Annotated in this window: 16 protein-coding genes; 12 read left to right on the top strand and 4 right to left on the bottom strand. The window is 48.3% G+C overall.

The window, feature by feature from the left end; translation table 11 throughout:
* Nucleotides 1–145: 145 nt before the first annotated feature.
* Nucleotides 146–3,532: a transcription-repair coupling factor gene (gene mfd / locus NQ565_RS08015; RefSeq protein WP_005654862.1), complete on the bottom strand. Its 3,387-nt coding sequence runs from the start codon at nucleotides 3,530–3,532 to the stop codon at nucleotides 146–148.
* A gap of 191 nt (nucleotides 3,533–3,723) precedes the next feature.
* On the opposite strand from mfd, the gene NQ565_RS08010 reads away from it, so the two are divergent.
* From NQ565_RS08010 to NQ565_RS07980, 7 genes are all read left to right on the top strand, one after another.
* Entirely contained in the window at nucleotides 3,724–4,476 is a 753-nt protein-coding gene (locus NQ565_RS08010; RefSeq protein WP_005654860.1) for a polyprenol monophosphomannose synthase, read from the top strand.
* Between the two features lie 4 nt (nucleotides 4,477–4,480).
* Entirely contained in the window at nucleotides 4,481–5,842 is a 1,362-nt protein-coding gene (locus NQ565_RS08005) for a dihydroorotase (protein WP_005654859.1), read from the top strand.
* 46 nt (nucleotides 5,843–5,888) lie between these two features.
* On the top strand, nucleotides 5,889–6,782 hold the full coding sequence (locus NQ565_RS08000) for a vitamin B12 dependent-methionine synthase activation domain-containing protein (RefSeq protein WP_175456003.1): 894 nt from the start codon (nucleotides 5,889–5,891) through the stop codon (nucleotides 6,780–6,782).
* Nucleotides 6,783–6,853: 71 nt separating this feature from the next.
* Entirely contained in the window at nucleotides 6,854–7,339 is a 486-nt protein-coding gene (locus NQ565_RS07995) for an RNA polymerase sigma factor (RefSeq protein ID WP_005654855.1), read from the top strand.
* Between the two features lie 3 nt (nucleotides 7,340–7,342).
* The gene (locus NQ565_RS07990) at nucleotides 7,343–7,969 is read left to right on the top strand and encodes a hypothetical protein (protein ID WP_005654853.1); all 627 of its coding nucleotides are present in this window, start codon (nucleotides 7,343–7,345) and stop codon (nucleotides 7,967–7,969) included.
* Complete coding sequence (locus NQ565_RS07985; protein WP_005654852.1) at nucleotides 7,957–9,186, top strand: metallophosphoesterase; 1,230 nt, start codon at nucleotides 7,957–7,959, stop codon at nucleotides 9,184–9,186. The genes NQ565_RS07990 and NQ565_RS07985 overlap by 13 nt, the downstream gene beginning before the upstream one ends.
* 47 nt (nucleotides 9,187–9,233) lie before the next feature.
* Nucleotides 9,234–9,992, top strand: a complete 759-nt coding sequence (locus NQ565_RS07980; protein ID WP_005654850.1) for a lysophospholipid acyltransferase family protein — start codon at nucleotides 9,234–9,236, stop codon at nucleotides 9,990–9,992.
* Between the two features lie 19 nt (nucleotides 9,993–10,011).
* Here the strand turns inward: NQ565_RS07980 and NQ565_RS07975 are convergent, their stop codons facing one another.
* On the bottom strand, nucleotides 10,012–10,770 hold the full coding sequence (locus NQ565_RS07975; protein WP_005654848.1) for a DUF4369 domain-containing protein: 759 nt from the start codon (nucleotides 10,768–10,770) through the stop codon (nucleotides 10,012–10,014).
* A 132-nt stretch (nucleotides 10,771–10,902) separates the two neighbouring features.
* On the opposite strand from NQ565_RS07975, the gene NQ565_RS07970 reads away from it, so the two are divergent.
* The 5 genes from NQ565_RS07970 to NQ565_RS07950 all read left to right on the top strand — a co-directional run bounded on the left by NQ565_RS07970 (nucleotide 10,903) and on the right by NQ565_RS07950 (nucleotide 17,512).
* Nucleotides 10,903–12,135, top strand: a complete 1,233-nt coding sequence (locus NQ565_RS07970; RefSeq protein WP_005654844.1) for an anaerobic sulfatase-maturation protein — start codon at nucleotides 10,903–10,905, stop codon at nucleotides 12,133–12,135.
* A 30-nt stretch (nucleotides 12,136–12,165) separates the two neighbouring features.
* Nucleotides 12,166–14,325 (top strand): S46 family peptidase, encoded by a 2,160-nt coding sequence (locus tag NQ565_RS07965; protein WP_005654841.1) that lies wholly within the window; start codon nucleotides 12,166–12,168, stop codon nucleotides 14,323–14,325.
* Between the two features lie 138 nt (nucleotides 14,326–14,463).
* Nucleotides 14,464–16,653 (top strand): S46 family peptidase, encoded by a 2,190-nt coding sequence (locus NQ565_RS07960; RefSeq protein ID WP_005654839.1) that lies wholly within the window; start codon nucleotides 14,464–14,466, stop codon nucleotides 16,651–16,653.
* 82 nt (nucleotides 16,654–16,735) lie between these two features.
* The gene (trxA, locus tag NQ565_RS07955) at nucleotides 16,736–17,032 is read left to right on the top strand and encodes a thioredoxin (protein ID WP_005654838.1); all 297 of its coding nucleotides are present in this window, start codon (nucleotides 16,736–16,738) and stop codon (nucleotides 17,030–17,032) included.
* A 9-nt stretch (nucleotides 17,033–17,041) separates the two neighbouring features.
* A complete protein-coding gene (locus NQ565_RS07950) occupies nucleotides 17,042–17,512 on the top strand; it encodes a thioredoxin family protein (protein WP_005654836.1) in 471 nt (156 codons plus the stop codon).
* A gap of 170 nt (nucleotides 17,513–17,682) precedes the next feature.
* Here NQ565_RS07950 and NQ565_RS07945 read toward each other — a convergent pair whose 3' ends face one another.
* On the bottom strand, nucleotides 17,683–18,534 hold the full coding sequence (locus tag NQ565_RS07945; protein WP_016661346.1) for a histidinol-phosphatase: 852 nt from the start codon (nucleotides 18,532–18,534) through the stop codon (nucleotides 17,683–17,685).
* A gap of 71 nt (nucleotides 18,535–18,605) precedes the next feature.
* Entirely contained in the window at nucleotides 18,606–20,495 is a 1,890-nt protein-coding gene (locus tag NQ565_RS07940) for an ABC-F family ATP-binding cassette domain-containing protein (RefSeq protein ID WP_005654832.1), read from the bottom strand.
* Nucleotides 20,496–20,529 lie beyond the last annotated feature (34 nt).

The following is a 20,529-nucleotide window of genomic DNA, read 5'->3' as shown; positions in this document are numbered from 1 at the left end:
CATATCGAATCCGTTTTTGAAGACTTCTCTCATTATATCAATAATAAACAAAGATATATTCTCCACGAGCATATTGCTCCTTTGCCCGCATGGCCGATGTCAACTCATGTTCCGGAATTTAGAATAAAGTCGTAAGCCAATAGAATCATTCTTCCACCTGCATCGCCACAATCTCCTGTAACACCGACACAGCCTCTTCCACGGTAGTGACGTCCTTCACCACCATGCTCCGCTTGCCGTTCTGCTCACGCAGGTCGCAACGGCGGGTATGTTTCATCATGTAGGCGATGACTTTGCCGAAAGCCAGGCTCTGATAGTAAGGGCTGTCCGGATTGGAAACAAAGAACAGCGTCATGCGACCGCCTTTAAGGAACACCTTTTCCGTTCCCAGACGCGCTGCAAGACGGCGTAGGGGAACGATGCGGAGCAGTTCCTCCGTTTCGGGCGGAACAGGTCCGAAACGGTCTTCGAGACGGGCACGGAAAGCATCTACGTCTCTGTCCAGCGTCAATCCGTCCAATTCGCGATAGAGCAGCATACGTTCACTGCTACCGGTGACGTAAGCGGCGGGCAGCAACAGTTCGAGATCGCTTTCCACCTGGCATTCGTCAACAAACTGCTCGCCGCTGATAGTACCGTCGCCTTTCAATTCATCAGCATAGAGGTCGGCAAATTCGTCTGTCTTAAGCTCACGTACGGCTTCGGACAATATCTTCTGATAAGTTTCGTAGCCCAGATCGGCAATAAAACCGCTTTGCTCCGCGCCGAGCATGTTACCCGCACCGCGGATGTCGAGGTCCTGCATGGCAATGTGGATACCGCTACCTAAATCGGAGAAGTTCTCGATGGCCTGCAGGCGGCGTTTGGCTTCTAGAGTAAGCGAGGACAAGGGGGGAGCAAGCAAGTAGCAGAAAGCCTTTTTGTTGCTGCGCCCCACACGGCCGCGCATCTGGTGCAGGTCGCTCAAACCGAAATTCTGTGCCTGGTTGATGATGATGGTATTGGCGTTCGGTATGTCGATACCGCTCTCGATAATGGTGGTGGCGAGCAAAACGTCATAATCATAGTTGACAAAATCGAGAATAATCTTCTCCAGTTCGGCAGGTTCCATCTGTCCGTGACCGATACAGACACGGCAATCGGGAATGTTGCGCTCTATCATCGCTTTCAGTTCCGAAAGATTGGAGATACGGTTGTTTACAAAGAACACCTGTCCGTTGCGGCTCATTTCGAAGTTAATGGCATCAGTGATAATCTCATCACCGAAAGTATGCACCTCCGTCTGAATGGGGTAACGGTTGGGAGGCGGCGTCTGAATAACGCTTAAATCGCGCGCACCCATCAGGGAGAACTGCAAAGTGCGGGGAATGGGAGTGGCGGTCAGGGTCAGGGTATCCACGTTTACTTTCAACTGGCGGAGTTTCTCCTTGACGGAAACGCCGAACTTCTGTTCCTCATCGATAATCAGCAGGCCGAGGTCTTTAAACTTAACATCCTTGCCCAAGATGCGGTGCGTACCGATAAGGATATTCACCTCCCCCCCCGCAAGACCTTTGACAACGGATTTAGTCTGTGCCGCCGTCCGGGCACGACTCAAATATTCCACACGGCAAGGCAAACCTTTCAGACGCTCCTTGAAAGTCTGGAAATGCTGGTAGGCAAGGACAGTGGTGGGAACGAGAACGGCAACCTGCTTGTTGTCCGCCACCGCCTTGAAAGCGGCACGTATGGCAACCTCGGTCTTGCCGAATCCTACATCGCCGCATACCAGCCGGTCCATGGGACGGGCACTTTCCATATCCGCCTTTACGTCGGCAGTCGCCTTGCTCTGGTCGGGGGTATCCTCGTAAATAAAAGACGCTTCCAGCTCCCGTTGCAGGAAACTGTCGGGACTGTATTGGAAGCCTTTCTCTTCGCGCCGTTGCGAATAGAGTTTTATCAGGTCGCGGGCTATATCCTTAATCTTGGTCTTGGTACGGTCCTTCAGTTTCTCCCACGCACCGGTTCCCAATTTGTTGAGACGGGGAGCTTCACCTTCTTTGCCTTTGTACTTGGAAACCTTGTGCAAAGAGTGGATGGAGACAAAGACCACATCGTCATTCTGATAGACCAGGCGCATTACTTCCTGCGTAGTGTCTCCGTTGGGAATACGTACCAATCCCGTAAAACGCCCCACGCCGTGGTCGGTATGTACCACGTAATCTCCGGGGGTAAACTGGTTCAGCTCCTTCAGACTCAGGGCCACCTTGCCACTGCGGGCTTTATCGCTTTTCAGGTTGTATTTATGGAAACGGTCGAAAAGCTGGTGGTCGGTAAAGATGCAGAGACGCAACGTATCGTCGGCAAAACCCTCATGCAGGGTACGTTCAACGGGTGTGAAGGAGATATTATCTCCCCGGTCTTCAAAGATAGCGCGGATACGGTCGGTCTGCTTCAGACTGTCGCTGCATATATAGAGGGTATAGTTGCGGGAAAGATAGTCGCGGAAACTTTCTGCCACCAAGTCGAAATTCTTATGGAAGATAGGCTGTGCAACGGTGCTGAATGCAACTGTCGCATCCGGCATTCCGGTGGGCTTCGTACCGAATTCCATGCGGCGGAAATCGAGGGCACGCAAAGTAAACTCTCCTCCATCAATCAACTTACCTTCCAGAGAGATTGCACCGTTTTCTTCGGCTTCGCAGGCTGCAATAGCCTGTGCAGTAAGCGATTCATCGTGGACGACCTGAATACGCTCCCGCAACCAAAGGAAATCACGCATCGCCAGCAAGGTATCCGGCCGCAGAAAATCCAAGAAAGAAACCATTCCGCCATTCCCCCCTTGCTCCAAGCTACGGCTCAAATCGGGAACAATGACAATCTCCTCTTTCTTCTCTTTGGAAAGCTGGCTTTCCACTTCAAAAGTACGGATACTCTCCACCTCATCTCCAAAAAAATCGATACGGAAAGGAAACTCGGACGAAAAGGAAAAGACGTCAATAATACTGCCGCGCACAGCATACTGCCCCGGCTCGTACACATAATCCACATACTCGAACCCATAGCTGCGCAGCACTTCCGTAACAAAGTCCATATCCACCTTTTCGCCGGCATGAAGCTTCAAGGTTTTATCTCCCAGTTCCTCACGGGATACAACTTTTTCCGCCAACGCATCCGGATAGGTAACTACACAAAGCCCTTCTTCTCCCTTTTGCAAACGGCTCAGCACTTCCGTACGGAGAATCTCGTTAGCCGCATCTTTCTGGCCGTACTTTATGGCACGGCGGAAAGAAGAAGGAAAAAACAACACCTGTCCGGTTCCCAAAATCTGTGTCAGGTCGTGGTAGAAATATCCCGCCTCTTCCAAATCGCCGAGGATAAAGACAAACGGACATTCCGCCTGCTGCACCAGCACGGATGAAAACAGTGAAGCGGCAGAGGCGCACAAACCACTGCAATAGAGATGACGGACGGAATTGTCCTTTAGCAACTTGCACATGCCTTCTACATTAGGGTGGGTGGCGTATAATTGTTGTAGTTCGGTAATAATCATTGCTGTCTTTTTTAGTTCACCGTAGATTACACAAAGTTACACAGATTAAGAGAAACCGATAATCTGTGTAAACTCATAAATGTTCCATAACGAATTTCCGTTGCAAAAATACATAAATAATCCTTAGTTTTATCTGTAAGTAATAGAAAAGCACTACTTTTGTTCCCAATAACAAGCTCCATCTATTTTCAATGAATATGCAGACATCAGACAGTATTGTCATCATCCCCACCTACAATGAACGGGAAAATATCGAGAATATCATCCGTGCCGTTTTTGCCCTGGAACACGGATTCCACATACTTGTCATCGAAGACGGTTCTCCCGACGGCACAGCCACCATCGTAAAAGACTTGCAACGCGAGTTTCCCGACCGCCTGTTTATGGTGGAGCGTAAGGGAAAACTGGGACTGGGTACGGCCTACATAGCCGGATTCAAATGGGCTTTGCAACGCGACTACCAATATATATTCGAAATGGATGCCGATTTCAGCCATAACCCCAAAGACCTACCCCGCCTCTACCGGGCTTGTACCGAAGAGGGAGCGGATGTGGCCATCGGCTCGCGCTACGTCAGCGGCGTGAATGTGGTAAACTGGCCTATGGGACGTGTGCTGATGTCTTATTTCGCTTCCAAATATGTACGGTTTATCACGGGATTGCCCATACATGACACTACCGCCGGCTTTGTATGCTACCGCCGCAAGGTATTGCAAACCATCAATCTGGACGGCATCCGCTTCAAAGGGTATGCTTTCCAGATAGAAATGAAATTCACCGCTTACAAATGCGGAGCGAATGTAAAGGAAGTGCCGGTTATCTTCATCAACCGCGAACTGGGAACATCCAAGATGAACAGCAGTATTTTCGGAGAAGCCGTGTTCGGAGTTATCCGGCTGAAATGGAACAGCCTGTTCCATAAATATCCAAACTTAAAAAACTAAAGATATGAAAAGAACACTGATACACAACGCTACGATTGTCAACGAAGGACAAAGCGTACAAGGCTCGGTAGTGATAGAAAACGGGCGCATCGCCGAAGTACTTACCAACTGGAAGCCTCTTTCCGCCCCTTGTGAAGAAGTGATTGATGCAACAGGCTGCTACCTGCTGCCCGGCATTATCGACGACCATGTGCATTTTCGTGATCCGGGTCTTACCCATAAGGCAGATATTCTGACAGAAAGCCGTGCAGCGGCTGCCGGCGGGGTGACTTCCATTATGGACATGCCCAATACCAATCCGCTGACCGTAACGTTGGATGCCTTGAATGCCAAACTCGACTTGCTGAATGAGAAGTGTATCGTCAACCATTCCTGCTACTTCGGAGCAACCAACAACAACTATACGGAATTTGACAAGCTGGACAAACACCGCGTTTGCGGCATCAAGCTGTTCATGGGCTCCAGTACCGGTAATATGCTGGTGGATAAAATGAACAGCCTGCTGAATATATTCAACGGTACGGATATGCTGATTGCCGCCCATTGCGAAGATCAGGAAACAATAAAAAACAATATCGAGAAATACAAGCAAAAATATAAAGGAGCGGATGACATTCCCGTCAGTGCCCACCCCAGTATCCGTTCCGTTCCGGCATGTTATGCCTCTTCCGAACTGGCTGTCCGTCTGGCAAAGATTGCCGGAGCGCGCCTGCACATCCTGCATGTTTCCACAGCCAAAGAACTGCAACTGTTCAGTGACGAACCTTTGGCAAACAAGAACATCACCGCTGAAGCATGTGTAGCGCATTTACTTTTTACGCTGACGCACTACAACAGTCTGGGCGCACGCATAAAGTGTAATCCTGCCGTTAAACGAAAAACAGACCGGGAAGCACTGCGGACCGCCGTCAACTCAGGACTGATTGACGTTATCGCCACCGACCACGCCCCTCACTTGTTGAGCGAGAAAGAGGGCGGGGCTTTGAAAGCAATGTCCGGTATGCCTATGATACAATTCTCCCTTGTCAGTATGTTAGAACTGGTGGACGAAGGAGTGTTCTCACTGGAAACGGTTGTTCAGAAAATGTGTCATGCACCTGCCCGGATATACGGTATTTGCCAGCGTGGATATATCCGTGAAGGCTATCAGGCGGATTTAGTGCTGGTACGCTCTAACTCTCCCTGGGAAGTCACTACCGACAAGATTCTGAGCAAATGCGGCTGGAGTCCTTTGGAAGGGCATACGTTCAACTGGAAAGTAGAAAAAACGTTTGCCAACGGACATCTTATTTACAACGGCAATACTGTGAACGATTCTTACCGCGGTGAAGAGCTGCGGTTTGATTATCCGTCAGCAGGAGCATAATATAGTATTATCTATTCAGAGCATAACCTTATATAGAGATTATCAATTGCCAACTATCAATTATAAAATCCATGAAGTAAGCCCCTATATCAACTGGATTTATTTTTTCCATGCCTGGGGCTTTCAACCCAAGTTTGCAGCAATCGCCAACATTCACGGTTGCGATTCCTGCCGCGCCATGTGGCTTGCGGCTTTTCCGCAAGAAGAACGCTCCAAAGCCGCCGAGGCTATGCAATTGTTTAAGGAAGCCGGCAGAGTACTCAACCGGTTGGATGAGAAAATTTCGGTGCAATGTATTTACAGGCTATGCAGTGCCAATGCAGAGGGAGACAATCTCATCATCGAAGATACGGTGTTCCCTCTGCTCCGCCAGCAGACACCTCATCCGGATGGAAGTCCGTTTCTCTGCCTGAGCGATTTCATACGGCCTCTTTCATCCGGAGTGCCGGATACGATAGGGCTTTTTGCATCTTCCGTCAGTGCGGAGAGCGAAGGATGTTATAAAGACGATCCTTATAAGCATCTTCTCGTACAGACCCTGACAGACCGGCTTGCCGAAGCCGCAACAGAAAAGATGCACGAATATGTGCGCAAGACAGTCTGGGGATATGCTCCCGATGAATCGCTTTCCATTCCGGATTTGCTGGTTGAGAAATATCAGGGCATCCGTCCGGCAGTAGGCTATCCTTCCCTACCCGACCAATCCGTAAACTTTATATTGGACGAATTGCTGGATATGAAACAGATAGGCATTACGCTCACCGAAAACGGAGCCATGTATCCGCATGCTTCTGTCTGTGGTCTTATGTTTTCACATCCCCAGTCACGCTATTTCGCCGTAGGCAAGATTGGTGAAGACCAGTTGGAAGATTATGCCTGCCGGCGCGGTAAACCGATTGAGGAAATGCGAAAGTTCCTGGCAGCAAATTTAAAGAGTTAAATGTTGCAAGTGTGATTTTCCGGTTTCTCTTACGACAAACAGAATAAAAGCGATTCGAGCAAGCATACACAATGGAAAATGTAGAACAAGAGTTTCTGTCCGTCATACGGGAATATGAGCGCGTCATCTATAAGGTGTGTTACCTGTACACCACTCCGAACGCGACTCTTAATGACCTGTATCAGGAAGTAGTGCTCAATATATGGAAAGCGTTTCCTAAATTCAGAAGGGAATGTAAAATCTCGACGTGGATTTACCGTATCGCCTTGAATACCTGTATCAGCTTCATACGGAAAGAAAAGAACATTCCGGAGATTGTCACCCTCACCCAGGAAGCCGACCGCAGCGAAGAGGACGACGAAACGCAAGCCATGTTACAGCAACTCTACCGGATGATAAACCGGCTGGGACAGTTGGAGAAGTCTATCATCCTGCTTTATCTGGAAGAAAAAAGCTATGAAGATATTTCCGAGATTACCGGACTGACCGTAACCAACGTGGCCACCAAACTCAACCGTATTAAAGACAAACTAAAAAAGATGAATAAGGAGGATTAATATATGGAACTGGACGAACTGAAAAAATCATGGAATGCCCTGGATGCACAGTTGCAAAAGGAACCTATTGCCGATGAGAAACAGATAAAAGAACTGATTGCAAATTATAAAACAAATACCCGGCACAGTTTGGGACGACTCGTTATCCTGCAACGCTTCTCGCTTGGAACAGGTGCGATAGGATTGGCTGTCATCCTGCTGGTGTGGTTCTTACTGCCTACCTTCGGTTTCAACGAGCATTTGCAGAACAAGATAATTCTGTTTCTGATTTTCATTACCGTAACTATTCTCAGCGGTATGTGGTGGGACTGGAAAACCTACCTTTGGAACAAGAACACCCACATAGACGAAATGTCCGTAGCCGAAGTGAGCCGACGCATGACCAGATTCCGTAACTGGACCCGTTACGAAATATGGGCAGTAGCTGCCTGGACCGTTATCTTCACCATACTATTCTTCTGGATAATGGATTACTATACACTGCCTCTCATGATACAAGCCGTCTTGCTCGGTTGCTACATCATCCTGGATGCACTTCTTATTTATTTCATATATAAAAAAGTCGTTTACAAACACCTCGACTGCATTAAAAAGAACATAGAAGAATTGAAAGACATATGCACCGAATAACTCTCATACTTATCTTATGCCTGCTTTTACCGGACATGTACATCTACTTGGTGTACATCGTAAAGAGAACACGTAACATACTTTGGCGCAGTGTGTATTGGCTTCCTACAGTTGTGCTGGTAGCTATATATATGTATTACATCTATATGACAGGTGACAATGCGCTTTCACGCCATCCGCAAGGCATCGGCAGGCTGGCAGTGACCGTAATGCTGTTTGCCGTCCCGAAGACGGTATTCATGCTTTGTTCGCTGTTTGGCATATTGATGCGGGGAATCAGCCGCCTTTTGTCATTCATCATTTTCCATACGCCGTTCAGGAATCCCCGTTTTCCTTTCGTTGCCCACCGGCTTCCTTACACACTTCTCGGATTGATATTGGGGATAATCGGTTTTGCCAATATCCTTTACGGAGCCATTGCCGGTATCACGCGCTTTGAGGTAAAGAATGTCGAATATCGCTCGCCCAACATTCCCAAAGGTTTTGACGGTTACCGCGTTCTTCAGCTATCGGATATACATATAGGCAGTTGGTTGGGAAATCCGGAAGCTATCCGGCGTCTGGTTACGCTGGTGAACGAACAGCAAGCGGACCTCATTGTCTTTACCGGTGATTTAGTCAATCAGCAAAGCCACGAACTGGACGGTTTCAAAGAGACACTTTCACTGCTTCATGCTCCCGACGGAGTATATTCTATCCTCGGCAATCACGATTACGGGACATATTACCGCTGGCATAACAGAAAAGAGGAAGCAGCCAACTTGGAGTATCTAATAGGACAGCAAAAAGATATGGGTTGGAAAATGCTGAATAACGAGCATTGCATCCTATATCATAAGGACGACAGCATAGCGCTGATAGGTGTTGAGAACGACGGCGAACCGCCTTTCTCACAATTCGCCGATTTATCCAAAGCCATGCAAGGCACGGAAGGCATGTTCCGTATACTGCTCAGCCATAACCCTACGCACTGGCGACGCGAAGTTTTGCCTGATTCGGATATAGAGTTAACCCTTTCCGGACATACGCACGCCATGCAGATGGAAATATTCGGACACTCGTTATCTTCTCTCATCTACCCTGAATGGAGCGGTATGTACTACGAAGGCAAACGCGCCCTGTATGTAAATGTCGGTATAGGATACGTAGGTCTGCCTTTCCGCTTCGGTGCATGGCCCGAAGTCACCGTCATAAAATTAGTTAGCGAGAAAGAGTGACAGAATATAAAAAAGACCTATCTTTGTGGCAATAAAATCCACAACCCATGAAGATACTCTACAATATTTACCAGATTTGCTTTGCACTGCCTGTTTTATTGGTCCTGACTGTCCTTACCGCATTGGTCACAATTATCGGTTCGTTACTGGGGGGCGCTCATTTCTGGGGATATTATCCGGGTAAAATATGGTCACAACTGATTTGCTACCTGCTGCTCATTCCGGTAAAGATAAACGGACGCGAGAAACTTCACAAACGTACTTCTTATGTGTTTGTCCCAAACCATCAGGGTTCTTTCGATATTTTCCTGATTTACGGCTTCTTGGGCAGAAACTTCAAATGGATGATGAAGAAAAGCCTGCGAAAGATTCCGTTCGTAGGCAAAGCATGCGAAAGCGCGGGACATATCTTCGTAGACCGTTCCAGTCCTAAAAAAGTACTGGCCACCATGCGCCAGGCAGAGGCTTCCTTAAAGGATGGAGTATCATTGGTAGTATTCCCCGAAGGAGCACGCACATTCACCGGTCACATGGGATACTTCAAGAGAGGAGCCTTCCAATTGGCAGACGAACTGCAACTGGCGGTAGTGCCCGTTACCATCGATGGTTCGTTTGAGATACTTCCCCGCACGGGCAAGTGGATACACCGCCACCGCATGATACTGACTATTCATGAACCGATTGCCCCTAAGGGACAAGGAGTGGAGAACATCAAGGCAACTATGGCGGAAGCCTATACAGCAGTAGAAAGCAGCCTTCCGGAGAAGTTTAAAGGAATGGTTAAAAACGAAGATCAAGACCGTTGAAGTCTTTCATCCGCACTGCCTACGGTTTATTGGCGGAAGTATCAGTTGAAGCGTTTTGCCTGACGCGCTGGTGTTCCTCAATCAACTGCATGTTTTCTTTCGCCTTTGAAAGGAACTCCTTTATCAACTGATTCTGCTTGAATGCCAATGGAGCGGTTCGCATAATATCCTCTATCTGCGGAGTCATGACAGGATACGGTAATGTGCTGCACATCATCATAAACACGCTTGGACCCAGAACATTTTCATTGTTGTCAATGATGAACTGCTTCACATAATTATTCATTTCTTCAACAAGAGTTTCCCCTTCTTTCGCCAGCTCCTTATGGACATCTTCCAAATTGGCTCCGTCCAGCACCATACGCGCCTCTTTGCGGTCGAGCTCCTCTATCTGCAGTTCCAGTGCATTCCGTTTTTCTATAAACTCATACAGCCGATCATTGAGCAATGTCCCTTTAGCTGCCAATTGCGTATTTGAAATAGAGACTTCTATCTTACCGTCTTCCAGTACAAGCGGCATAATCCCTTCATCGTCCATATAGAGAGTTACCATCATCACAGAATCTACAGGACCTTTCATTGAGAAAAGCCCATGAATAACTTCCGCAGAATCGACAGCTACCCACTGCCCGTTCTGAAGAGTTTTAAGAAACAACATTTTTCCATCAAGGCTTGTCACTGAAGAACTGCCTTCCACCTTGTATTTTCGGGCACAAGAAGTGAAAAACACGAGTAAAAGCAAAAGAGGCAAAATACGATTTACACTCATTCTAATCATGCAGGAAACGATTTATGAATTATACGTGGCAAAGGTATTAATATTCCTTATAAACGGGATAGAAAGAAAGGAATTTTCATTTGGTTTACGTATTTTTGCACAATCATAAATATAAAAAACGGAGAAATATACATGTCAACCTATGCTCCTTTTGCCAAACCTCTTTATGTAATGCTCAAGCCCGTAGGGGCTGTATGCAACCTGGCATGCGATTATTGTTATTATCTGGAGAAGTCCAAACTGTATGTAAACAATCCAAAACACGTGATGAGCGATGAACTGCTGGAGAAGTTCATTGAAGAATATATCAATTCGCAAACAATGCCTCAAGTATTGTTCACCTGGCACGGCGGAGAAACCCTAATGCGCCCGCTGGCCTTCTACAAAAAAGCGATGGAACTGCAAAAGAAATACGCCAACGGACGGACGATTGACAACTGCATACAAACCAACGGCACACTGCTCACCGACGAATGGTGCGAGTTCTTCAAAGAGAACAATTGGCTGGTGGGCGTATCTATCGACGGGCCGCAGGAGTTTCATGACGAATACCGTAAAAACAGGCTTGGAAGACCATCCTTTGTCAAAGTGATGCAAGGCATCAACCTGTTGAAAAAGCACGGAGTAGAATGGAACGCGATGGCGGTAGTAAATGACTTCAATGCCGACTATCCCCTTGAATTCTATAAATTCTTCAAAGAAATCGGTTCTCATTATATCCAGTTCGCTCCTATCGTAGAACGCATCATGCCGCACCAAGACGGACGCCATCTGGCCTCACTGACCGATAAGGAAAAAGCTACGGAACTGGCGGACTTCTCCGTTAGCCCGGAACAATGGGGAAACTTCCTCTGTACCCTGTTCGATGAATGGGTGAAACAGGATGTAGGTACTTACTATATCCAGCTCTTCGACTCCACCCTTGCCAACTGGGTGGGCGAACAGCCGGGCGTATGTTCCATGGCAAAGACCTGCGGACATGCCGGTGTAATGGAATTCAACGGTGATGTATATGCCTGCGACCACTTTGTATTTCCGGAATACAAGCTAGGAAACATCTATCAGAAAACACTAGTGGAAATGATGTACAGCGAACGTCAGCAAGCCTTCGGACAGATGAAGCAAAAGTCTCTCCCCACCCAGTGCAGGGAGTGCGAATGGCTGTTTGCCTGCAACGGTGAATGTCCTAAAAACCGCTTTGCACATACTGCCGACGGCGAACCCGGACTGAACTACCTGTGCGCCGGCTACCGGAAATTCTTCAAGCATGTGGCTCCTTACATGGATTTCATGAAGCAAGAGCTGATGAACCAGCGTCCGCCTGCCAACATCATGGATGCTATCCGGGAAGGAAGATTCAATTAAAAATCATATAGTAAATTAACAACAAAAAAGATGAAAGTAACGAAGTATTTGATTGCGGCGGTCGCCGTACTGACAGTCTGCTCGGCACGTGCAGACGAAGGAATGTGGTTACTGCAACTGATGAAGCAGCAGAACTCTATCGACATGATGAAGAAACAAGGACTGAAACTTGCAGCCGATGATTTATACAACCCGAACGGAGTATCGCTGAAGGATGCCGTCGGCATCTTTGGCGGTGGTTGTACGGGCGAAATCATCTCACCCGAAGGACTGATTCTCACCAATCACCACTGCGGCTACGGTGCTATCCAACAGCACAGCTCAGTGGAACACGATTACCTGACAGACGGTTTCTGGGCAAAAAGCCGCAATGAAGAGTTGCCTACTCCGGGATTGAAATTCCGTTTCGTACACCGCATTGTAGACATCACCGACCTCGTAAACGCGAAAGTCAAAGCCGGAGAAGTGACGGAAGTCGATGCATTGACCGCCCCGTTCCTCGGCAAACTTGCCAAAGAAGAACTGGAAAAGAGTGATTTGAAAGGCAAACCGGGCATCGAGGTAAGAGCACTTCCTTTCTATGCGGGAAATAAATTCTACCTGTTCTATTACAAAGTGTACAGTGACGTACGCATGGTAGCCGCTCCCCCTTCCTCGGTAGGTAAGTTCGGCGGTGAAACCGACAACTGGATGTGGCCGCGCCACACGGGCGACTTCTCCATGTTCCGCATCTATGCCGATGCCAACGGAGAACCGGCCGAATACAATGCAAGCAACGTACCTTTGAAGACTCCGAAATTCCTGTCCATTTCCATCAAAGGACTGAAAGAAAACGACTATGCCATGATTATGGGATTCCCCGGCAGCACCAGCCGTTACCTCACCCGGTCGGAAGTGAAAGAACGCATGGAAGCAGACAACCAGGCCATGATTGACATGCGCGGTGTCCGCCTCGATGTACTGCGCAAGTACATGGATGCCAGCGACAAAACCCGCATCCAGTATGCCAGCAAATTTGCCGGAAGCAGCAACTACTGGAAAAACTCCATCGGCATGAACAAGGCAATTATCGACAACGATGTGCTGGGCACAAAAGCGAAACAGGAAAAGAACTTTGCCGAATTTGCCAAAGGTAAAACCGAATACGAGGGTGTAGTAGAGAGAATCGACGAAATCATTGCCAAGAGAATGCCGGTTACCCGTCAGTTCAACTACTTGTACGAAGCCTTGAGCGGCGCTATCGAATTCGGAAGCCCGTACATGATTATGCATAAGATAAAGACGGCGCTGAAAGAGAAAAACGACTCTTTGCTTGCTGCTTCCAAAGCACAGTTGGAAGAGGTGTTCAACGACATCCACAACAAAGACTACGACCACGAAGTAGACCGTGCCGTAGCCAAAGCCATCCTGCCCGCTCTCGCCCAAAAACTGCAACCTGAACAGTTGCCCGTTTTCTACCAGACTATCCAAAGCAAGTACAAAGGCGACTACAATGCTTTCGTAGATGATATGTACGACAACTCCATCCTTGCCAACCGCACCAACTTCGACAAGTTCATGAAGAAACCTACGGTAAAGGCTATCGAAAAAGACCCTGCCACAGCTTACTCCCGCTCGAAGATAGAAAAGCTGAAAGCCGTTTCCATAGAAGAAAAGGCACTGAGCAACGGTCTTGAGTTGCTGCATAAAGCATACATCCGCGGACTGGGCGAGATGAAACTGCCCGTACCCTCTTATCCGGACGCCAACTTCACGCTCCGTCTGACCTACGGCAATGTGAAAGCATACAGCCCGCGCGATGCCATACACTACAATTACTACACCACCACGGACGGCATTCTTGAAAAAGAAAACCCCGAAGACCGCGAATTCGTAGTGCCCGCCAAACTGAAGGAGCTTATCCTCAATAAAGACTTCGGACGCTATGCCATGGCCGACGGCACAATGCCCGTTTGCTTCCTGACTACCAACGACATCACCGGCGGTAACTCCGGCAGTCCCGTCATCAACGGTGAAGGACAGCTTATCGGCTGTGCATTCGACGGCAACTGGGAATCCTTGAGTGGTGACATCAACTTCGACAACAACCTGCAACGTTGCATCGCACTGGACATCCGCTATGTACTCTTCATTCTGGAAAAACTAGGAGACTGCGGACATCTGATAAAAGAAATGAACATCATTGAGTAATGGGAACCCATCCCCAAAAGGGTATGAAAGTGAATGGCATTCGGTCGTATACTGAATGCCATTCACTCGTATACTGAATCCTATTTAGTCGTATATTGAATTTCCCCTCTCTCAGAACACCTTCTAACGCATAGTTACATGAGACGAATCATATTATCATTATTCCTTACATCCGGCATCCTTTCGGCACACGCCGACGAAGGAATGTGGATGCTTACCGACCTCAAACAGCAGAACGAGGTTGCCATGACAGAGCTCGGCCTGCTTATCCCTGCCGAACAGATATACAACCCCAACAGCATAGCCCTGAAAGATGCGGTAGTGCATTTCGGCGGCGGTTGCACGGGTGAGGTTATCTCGGCAGAAGGGCTGGTACTGACCAATCATCACTGCGGCTATGGAGCCATCCAGCAACACAGCAGCGTGGAGCACGATTACCTGACCGATGGTTTTTGGGCAATGTCCCGCAGCGAGGAGCTGCCCTGCAAGGGACTTACTGTGACCTACATCGACGAGATAATGGACGTGACGGACTACGTAAACGACCAGTTACAGATAGACTCTGACCCGAACGGCACAAATTACCTCTCGCCCAAATACCTTGCCATGATAGCCGACCGTTTCCTGTCCGCGCAAGACATCACGCTGACATCCGGCCATAAAGCAGAACTGAAAGCATTCTACGGCGGAAACAAATATTACTTGTTCCTAAAGACAACCTACAGCGATATCCGCATGGTAGGTGCTCCTCCCTCTTCCATCGGCAAGTTCGGAGCCGATACGGACAACTGGATGTGGCCGCGCCACACGGGCGACTTCTCCTTATTCCGCATCTACGCCGGCAAGGACGGCCAACCCTCCGCTTACAACCCCGACAATGTGCCCTTGCAGGTAAAGAAGCACCTCACCATCAGCCTCGCCGGCTATCGTGAAGGCGACTTCACGTTTGTCATGGGATTTCCCGGACGCAACTGGCGCTACATGATTTCCGACGAAGTGGAAGAACGTATGCAAACCACCAACTTCATGCGCCACCACGTGCGTGACGTCCGCCAGAAAGCCCTCATGGAGCAAATGCTGAAAGACGATGCCGTGCGCATCCACTATGCAAGTAAATACGCCTCATCCGCTAATTACTGGAAGAATGCCATCGGCATGAACGAAGGGCTTGTCCGCCTGAAAATACTAGATACGAAACGCGCACAGCAGGAACAGCTCCTTGCACGCGGCCGTGCCCTGAACGACAGTTCTTATCAAAAGGCTTTCGACCAAATACGCGGCATCGTGAAGCATCGCCGCAATGCTCTCTATCATCAGCAGGCCATTCAGGAAGCATTGGTTACGGGACTCGACTTCATGCGGATTCCGAGTACCGCCGCCCTGGTTTCTGCCCTGAAAAGCAAGGATAAAACCCGGATAAAAACCGCCGCCGACAGTCTGCAAGTTGCCGCCGACAAGTATTTTGCGTCCGTCCCCTTCCCCGAAGTGGAGCGAATTGTAGGGAAGAAGATGCTGCAAACCTACATGAAATACATTCCTGCCGAACAGCGCATCGGTATTTTCAAAGTTATCGACAAGCGTTTCAAGGGAGACAGCGATGCCTTTATCGATGCCTGCTTCGAATATTCCATCTTCGGCAGCAAGGAGAATTTCGCCAAGTTCATCCGCAAACCCAGCTTGTATAAGATTGGCAACGACTGGATGACACTGCTCAAATACTCCATCACCGACGGTCTGTTGCAAACTACCATTGCCATGATGGATGCCAACCGCAACTATAATGCCGCTCACAAGGTATGGGTAAAAGGCATGATGGACATGAAGCGGGAAGCCGGCACACCTATATATCCCGATGCCAACTCCACCCTGCGCCTGACCTATGGACGCGTATTGCCGTATAAACCTGCCGACGGTGTGGAATACGGATATTACACCACCCTAAAGGGGGCAATGGAAAAGGAAGACCCCGACAATTGGGAGTTTGTGGTGCCTGCCAAACTGAAGCAATTGTACCAGACAAAAGATTTCGGACGATATGCCATGCCCGACGGCGAGATGCCCGTATGCTTCATCGTGAACACGGACAATACGGGCGGAAACTCCGGCAGCCCGGTGTTCAATGCCAAAGGCGAACTGATAGGTACGGCTTTCGACCGCAACTACGAGGGTCTGACGGGTGACATCGCTTTCCGTCCATCTTCGCAACGTGCCGCCTGTGTGGATATCCGCTATACGTTGTTTATCATAGACAAGTATGCCGGTGCTTCGCACATCATCAAGGAGCTGACGATTAGCGAAGCGGAACCGGACATGACAAAAAGTAATTAGTTATTACTAATTTACAATTGACGGCGAACAATTTCTTCGTTTATCCGTTATATATTCATAAACTATATATAAGACAAAGATTATGGAGAAATTTGAAGAATTAATACAATCGGAAAAACCTGTTTTAGTAGACTTTTTTGCTACCTGGTGCGGACCTTGTAAAGCCATGCACCCCGTGCTGGAAGCATTGAAAGGCGAAATCGGCGACAGAGCGCGTATTGCAAAAATCGATGTAGACCAGCATGAAGAATTGGCTGCAAGCTATCGTATACAGATGGTTCCTACCTTTATCCTGTTCAGAAAGGGTGAAGCTTTGTGGCGTCATTCGGGGGTAATCAGCGGTAAGGAACTTAAAGCCATTATCGAACAAAACTCATAATTAAGAAACATGAAGAAAATCATAACCATGGCGGTTCTCATCTTCTCAAGCATGCTGACTTATGCTTGCACCGGTGGAGCCGAACAGAAACAAGCTGAAACGCAAAAGACTGCCCAGGAGGGTAGCGTAATCGTAATGAACAAAGCCATGTTCATCAAGGATATATTCGATTACGAGAAGTCCAAAGAGTGGAAATATAAAGGCGACAAACCCGCCATCATCGACTTATATGCCGACTGGTGCGGACCTTGCCGGATGACAGCGCCTATTATGAAGGAACTGGCGAAAGAATATGCCGGGAAAATCGTAATATACAAAGTCAATGTGGATAAGGAGAAAGAACTGGCAGCCTTGTTCAACGCCACCAGTATTCCTCTGTTTGTCTTTATTCCGATGCAGGGCGAACCCCAGTTATTCCGCGGAGCTGCCGATAAGGCAACCTACAAAAAGGCTATCGATGAGTTCCTGTTGAAGAAATAACAGCATATACAAGTAAAGAGAATATGCCCAAATAGAGAATGCTCACTGTGTGCTTTTTTTAGGCACGGGAAATCGAAATCTGTGTAATCCCTGCCTAAAAAGAGCATTAGGTGCACGTCTTAATACAATTTTTGAGGAACAAACTACCGGGTTTCTGTTTTACAGGATTCTTATAATACTATCGGCATCTCCTGCCATACCCCGTTGTACATCTCCATCACAGTTTCATACCCTGCCTGCTTTAATGCCCGCAATGCTTCCGGGCGACCGCTGTTAATCCGCTCCGGATAGTGAGAGTCGCTATTGACCTGAACGCGGATACCCAAACCACGCAATAACGGGAAATAACGTCCGTTGGGATAGAAAGTGCCCAAATCATGGTAAGACTTGGTATTGATTTCCACCTGATAGCCTCGTGCGGCAATGTCTTCAAAATACTCTTTCACGAGCGTATCATACCAAACCTCGTCGAGCAGACCGGGACGATAGCAAGCAGCATTATAGTGCATCTTGTCCGCATGTCCCACTACATCGAACCCGCCCAACTCCAGCATACGCCTCAACCGTCCGTAGTACAAGCGCACCACCTGCTCCAAGTCGCCGCCAAACTGCTTATCTACTATCTGCCTGAAAACATCGGCCGGAACATCCACATCCACCACTTCGCCCCGTTCATTATACAGCATGTGCACGGAACCGATGCGATAATCCAGCGGCAGTTCACGAAAACGGGCAGCAGACGGATTGCTCTCTTCATTTAAATAATCTATTTCCAAGCCGAGATAAAGTTCTATCTTTCCGGCATACTTTTCCTTTATCCGATGAAATTCGGCCTGATAGTCGTTCATACGGTCCCACTCCATAGTCCATGCCGTAGAAAAAGGCAACGGGGCATGGGATGAAAAGCCATACGAAGTAAATCCCTCGCTCAAGGCAAACCGCACGAAATCTTCCATGCTGGCACGTCCGTCACAATACAGGCTGTGACTATGATAGTTCGTCAGATTCTTGCTTCTGCTCATTCTCGTATATTTTAGTTAGATTCTTAATTCCGGCGCCTCATCAGTCTGCCGATAAAAACCGGAGCTAGTTCTCAGTTCGACTCTATCTCGCTCAGTTCCAGCCAGCGCATGGTCTTTTCATCAATCAAGTCCGTCAGTTCCGGCAAGCGTTTTGACTTCTCCGTCAATTCCTCTACGGATAGCGCACCGCTGCACAACGCCTCTTCAATGGATTGCTTTTCGGCTTCCAATGCCGCAATCTCCTGTTCGAGTTGTTCAAATTCGCGCTTCTCCTTGAAAGACATACGGCGCTTTTCATTCAGACGCACTTTCGCAGTCTTTTCTTCCTGAGTTTTAGCCGCTTCTTTTTCCTTTTCCTTCTCTTGGGCGGCTTTCACATCTTTCCAATCGCGATACTGCGTATAGTTGCCGGGGAAATCGCGGATGTCTCCCTGCCCGTTAAACACCAGCAAGTGGTCCACCACCTTATCCATGAAGTAGCGATCGTGGCTCACCACAATCACACATCCCTTGAAGTTCTGCAAGTACTCTTCCAATACGTTCAGCGTAACGATGTCCAGGTCGTTGGTAGGCTCGTCCAGAACCAGGAAATTAGGATTGCGCATCAGCACCGTACACAGATAGAGACGGCGGCGCTCGCCACCGCTCAGCTTATAGACATAGCTGTGCTGCGTTTCAGGCGTAAAGAGGAAATGTTGCAAAAACTGCGATGCCGTCAGACGCTTGCCGTTACCCAGCTCTATCACTTCCGCAATGTCCTGCACCACATCGATGACTTTCATCTGCTCGTCAAACTGCAAACCCTCCTGCGAATAATAGCCGAAACGGACGGTTTCGCCGATGTCCAGCGTACCACTATCCGCCAACTCCTGTCCCATCAGTATCTTGATGAAGGTGGACTTTCCCGTACCGTTATTCCCCACGATGCCCATCTTCTCATAGCGGGCGAAGATGTAGGAGAAATCATCCAGTATCTTCAAGTCGCCAAAGGACTTATAGAGGTGGTCTGCCTCGAATATCTTGCTGCCAATATAGGATGCCTTTACATCCAGCTTTACATTATCGTTATTGAAACGTTGCTTGGCTACCTTCTCCAATTCATAAAAAGCATCTTCCCGGTAACGTGCCTTATGCCCTCTGGCTTGCGGCATACGCCGCATCCATTCAAGCTCCGTACGATACAGGTTATTGGCGCGTTCTATCTCTACGGTCTTGGCTTCGATGCGCTCTTCGCGTTTTTCCAGATAATAGCTGTAATTGCCCTTGTACTGGTATATACGGCGATTGTCTATCTCGATTATCTCCGAGCAGACGCGGTCGAGGAAGTAGCGGTCGTGCGTCACCATCAGCAGAGTGAGGTTGGTACGGCGCAGATAATCTTCCAGCCATTCGGTCATATCAAGGTCGAGGTGGTTGGTAGGCTCATCCAATATAAGGAGATCGGGTTCGGTGATAAGCGTATTGGCAAGCGCCACACGTTTCAATTGTCCGCCGGACAGAGACTTCACCTGCTGATTGAAATCGCGGATTTTGAGTTGAGAAAGAATTTGTTTGGCTTTCTGCTCATACTCCCAGGCCTTCTCATGGTCCATGCGCACCAGAATTTCATCCAAACCGGGATGCCCTTCCGTCTCCATGCAACGTTCATACTCCTTTATCAGCTCTACGGTACTGTTGCCATGATGAAAACATGCTTCCAACACAGTCAGCTCTTCCGGATATTGAGGGTCTTGTTCCAGATAGCCGACACGTATATCACGTCTGAAAGAGATTGTACCGCCGTCATAGCCTTCTTTTCCGGAAAGGATATTAAGCAGTGTGGACTTGCCGCTGCCATTCTTGGCAATAAGCCCCACCCGTTGCCCTTCGGACAAACCAAAGGATATATTCTCGAATAGTACCAGGTCGCCAAACGACTTAGTCAGGTTTTCCACTTGAAGGATTGAATTTACTGCTGCCAAAACTTATTAAATTGAGAGTTGAGAATTAAAATTG

It is taken from the genome of Bacteroides stercoris ATCC 43183, from assembly GCF_025147325.1.
GTDB lineage: Bacteria > Bacteroidota > Bacteroidia > Bacteroidales > Bacteroidaceae > Bacteroides > Bacteroides stercoris.
The sequence above is the reverse complement of the archived record's forward strand: the minus strand, read 5'-3'. Positions and strand labels throughout refer to the sequence as shown.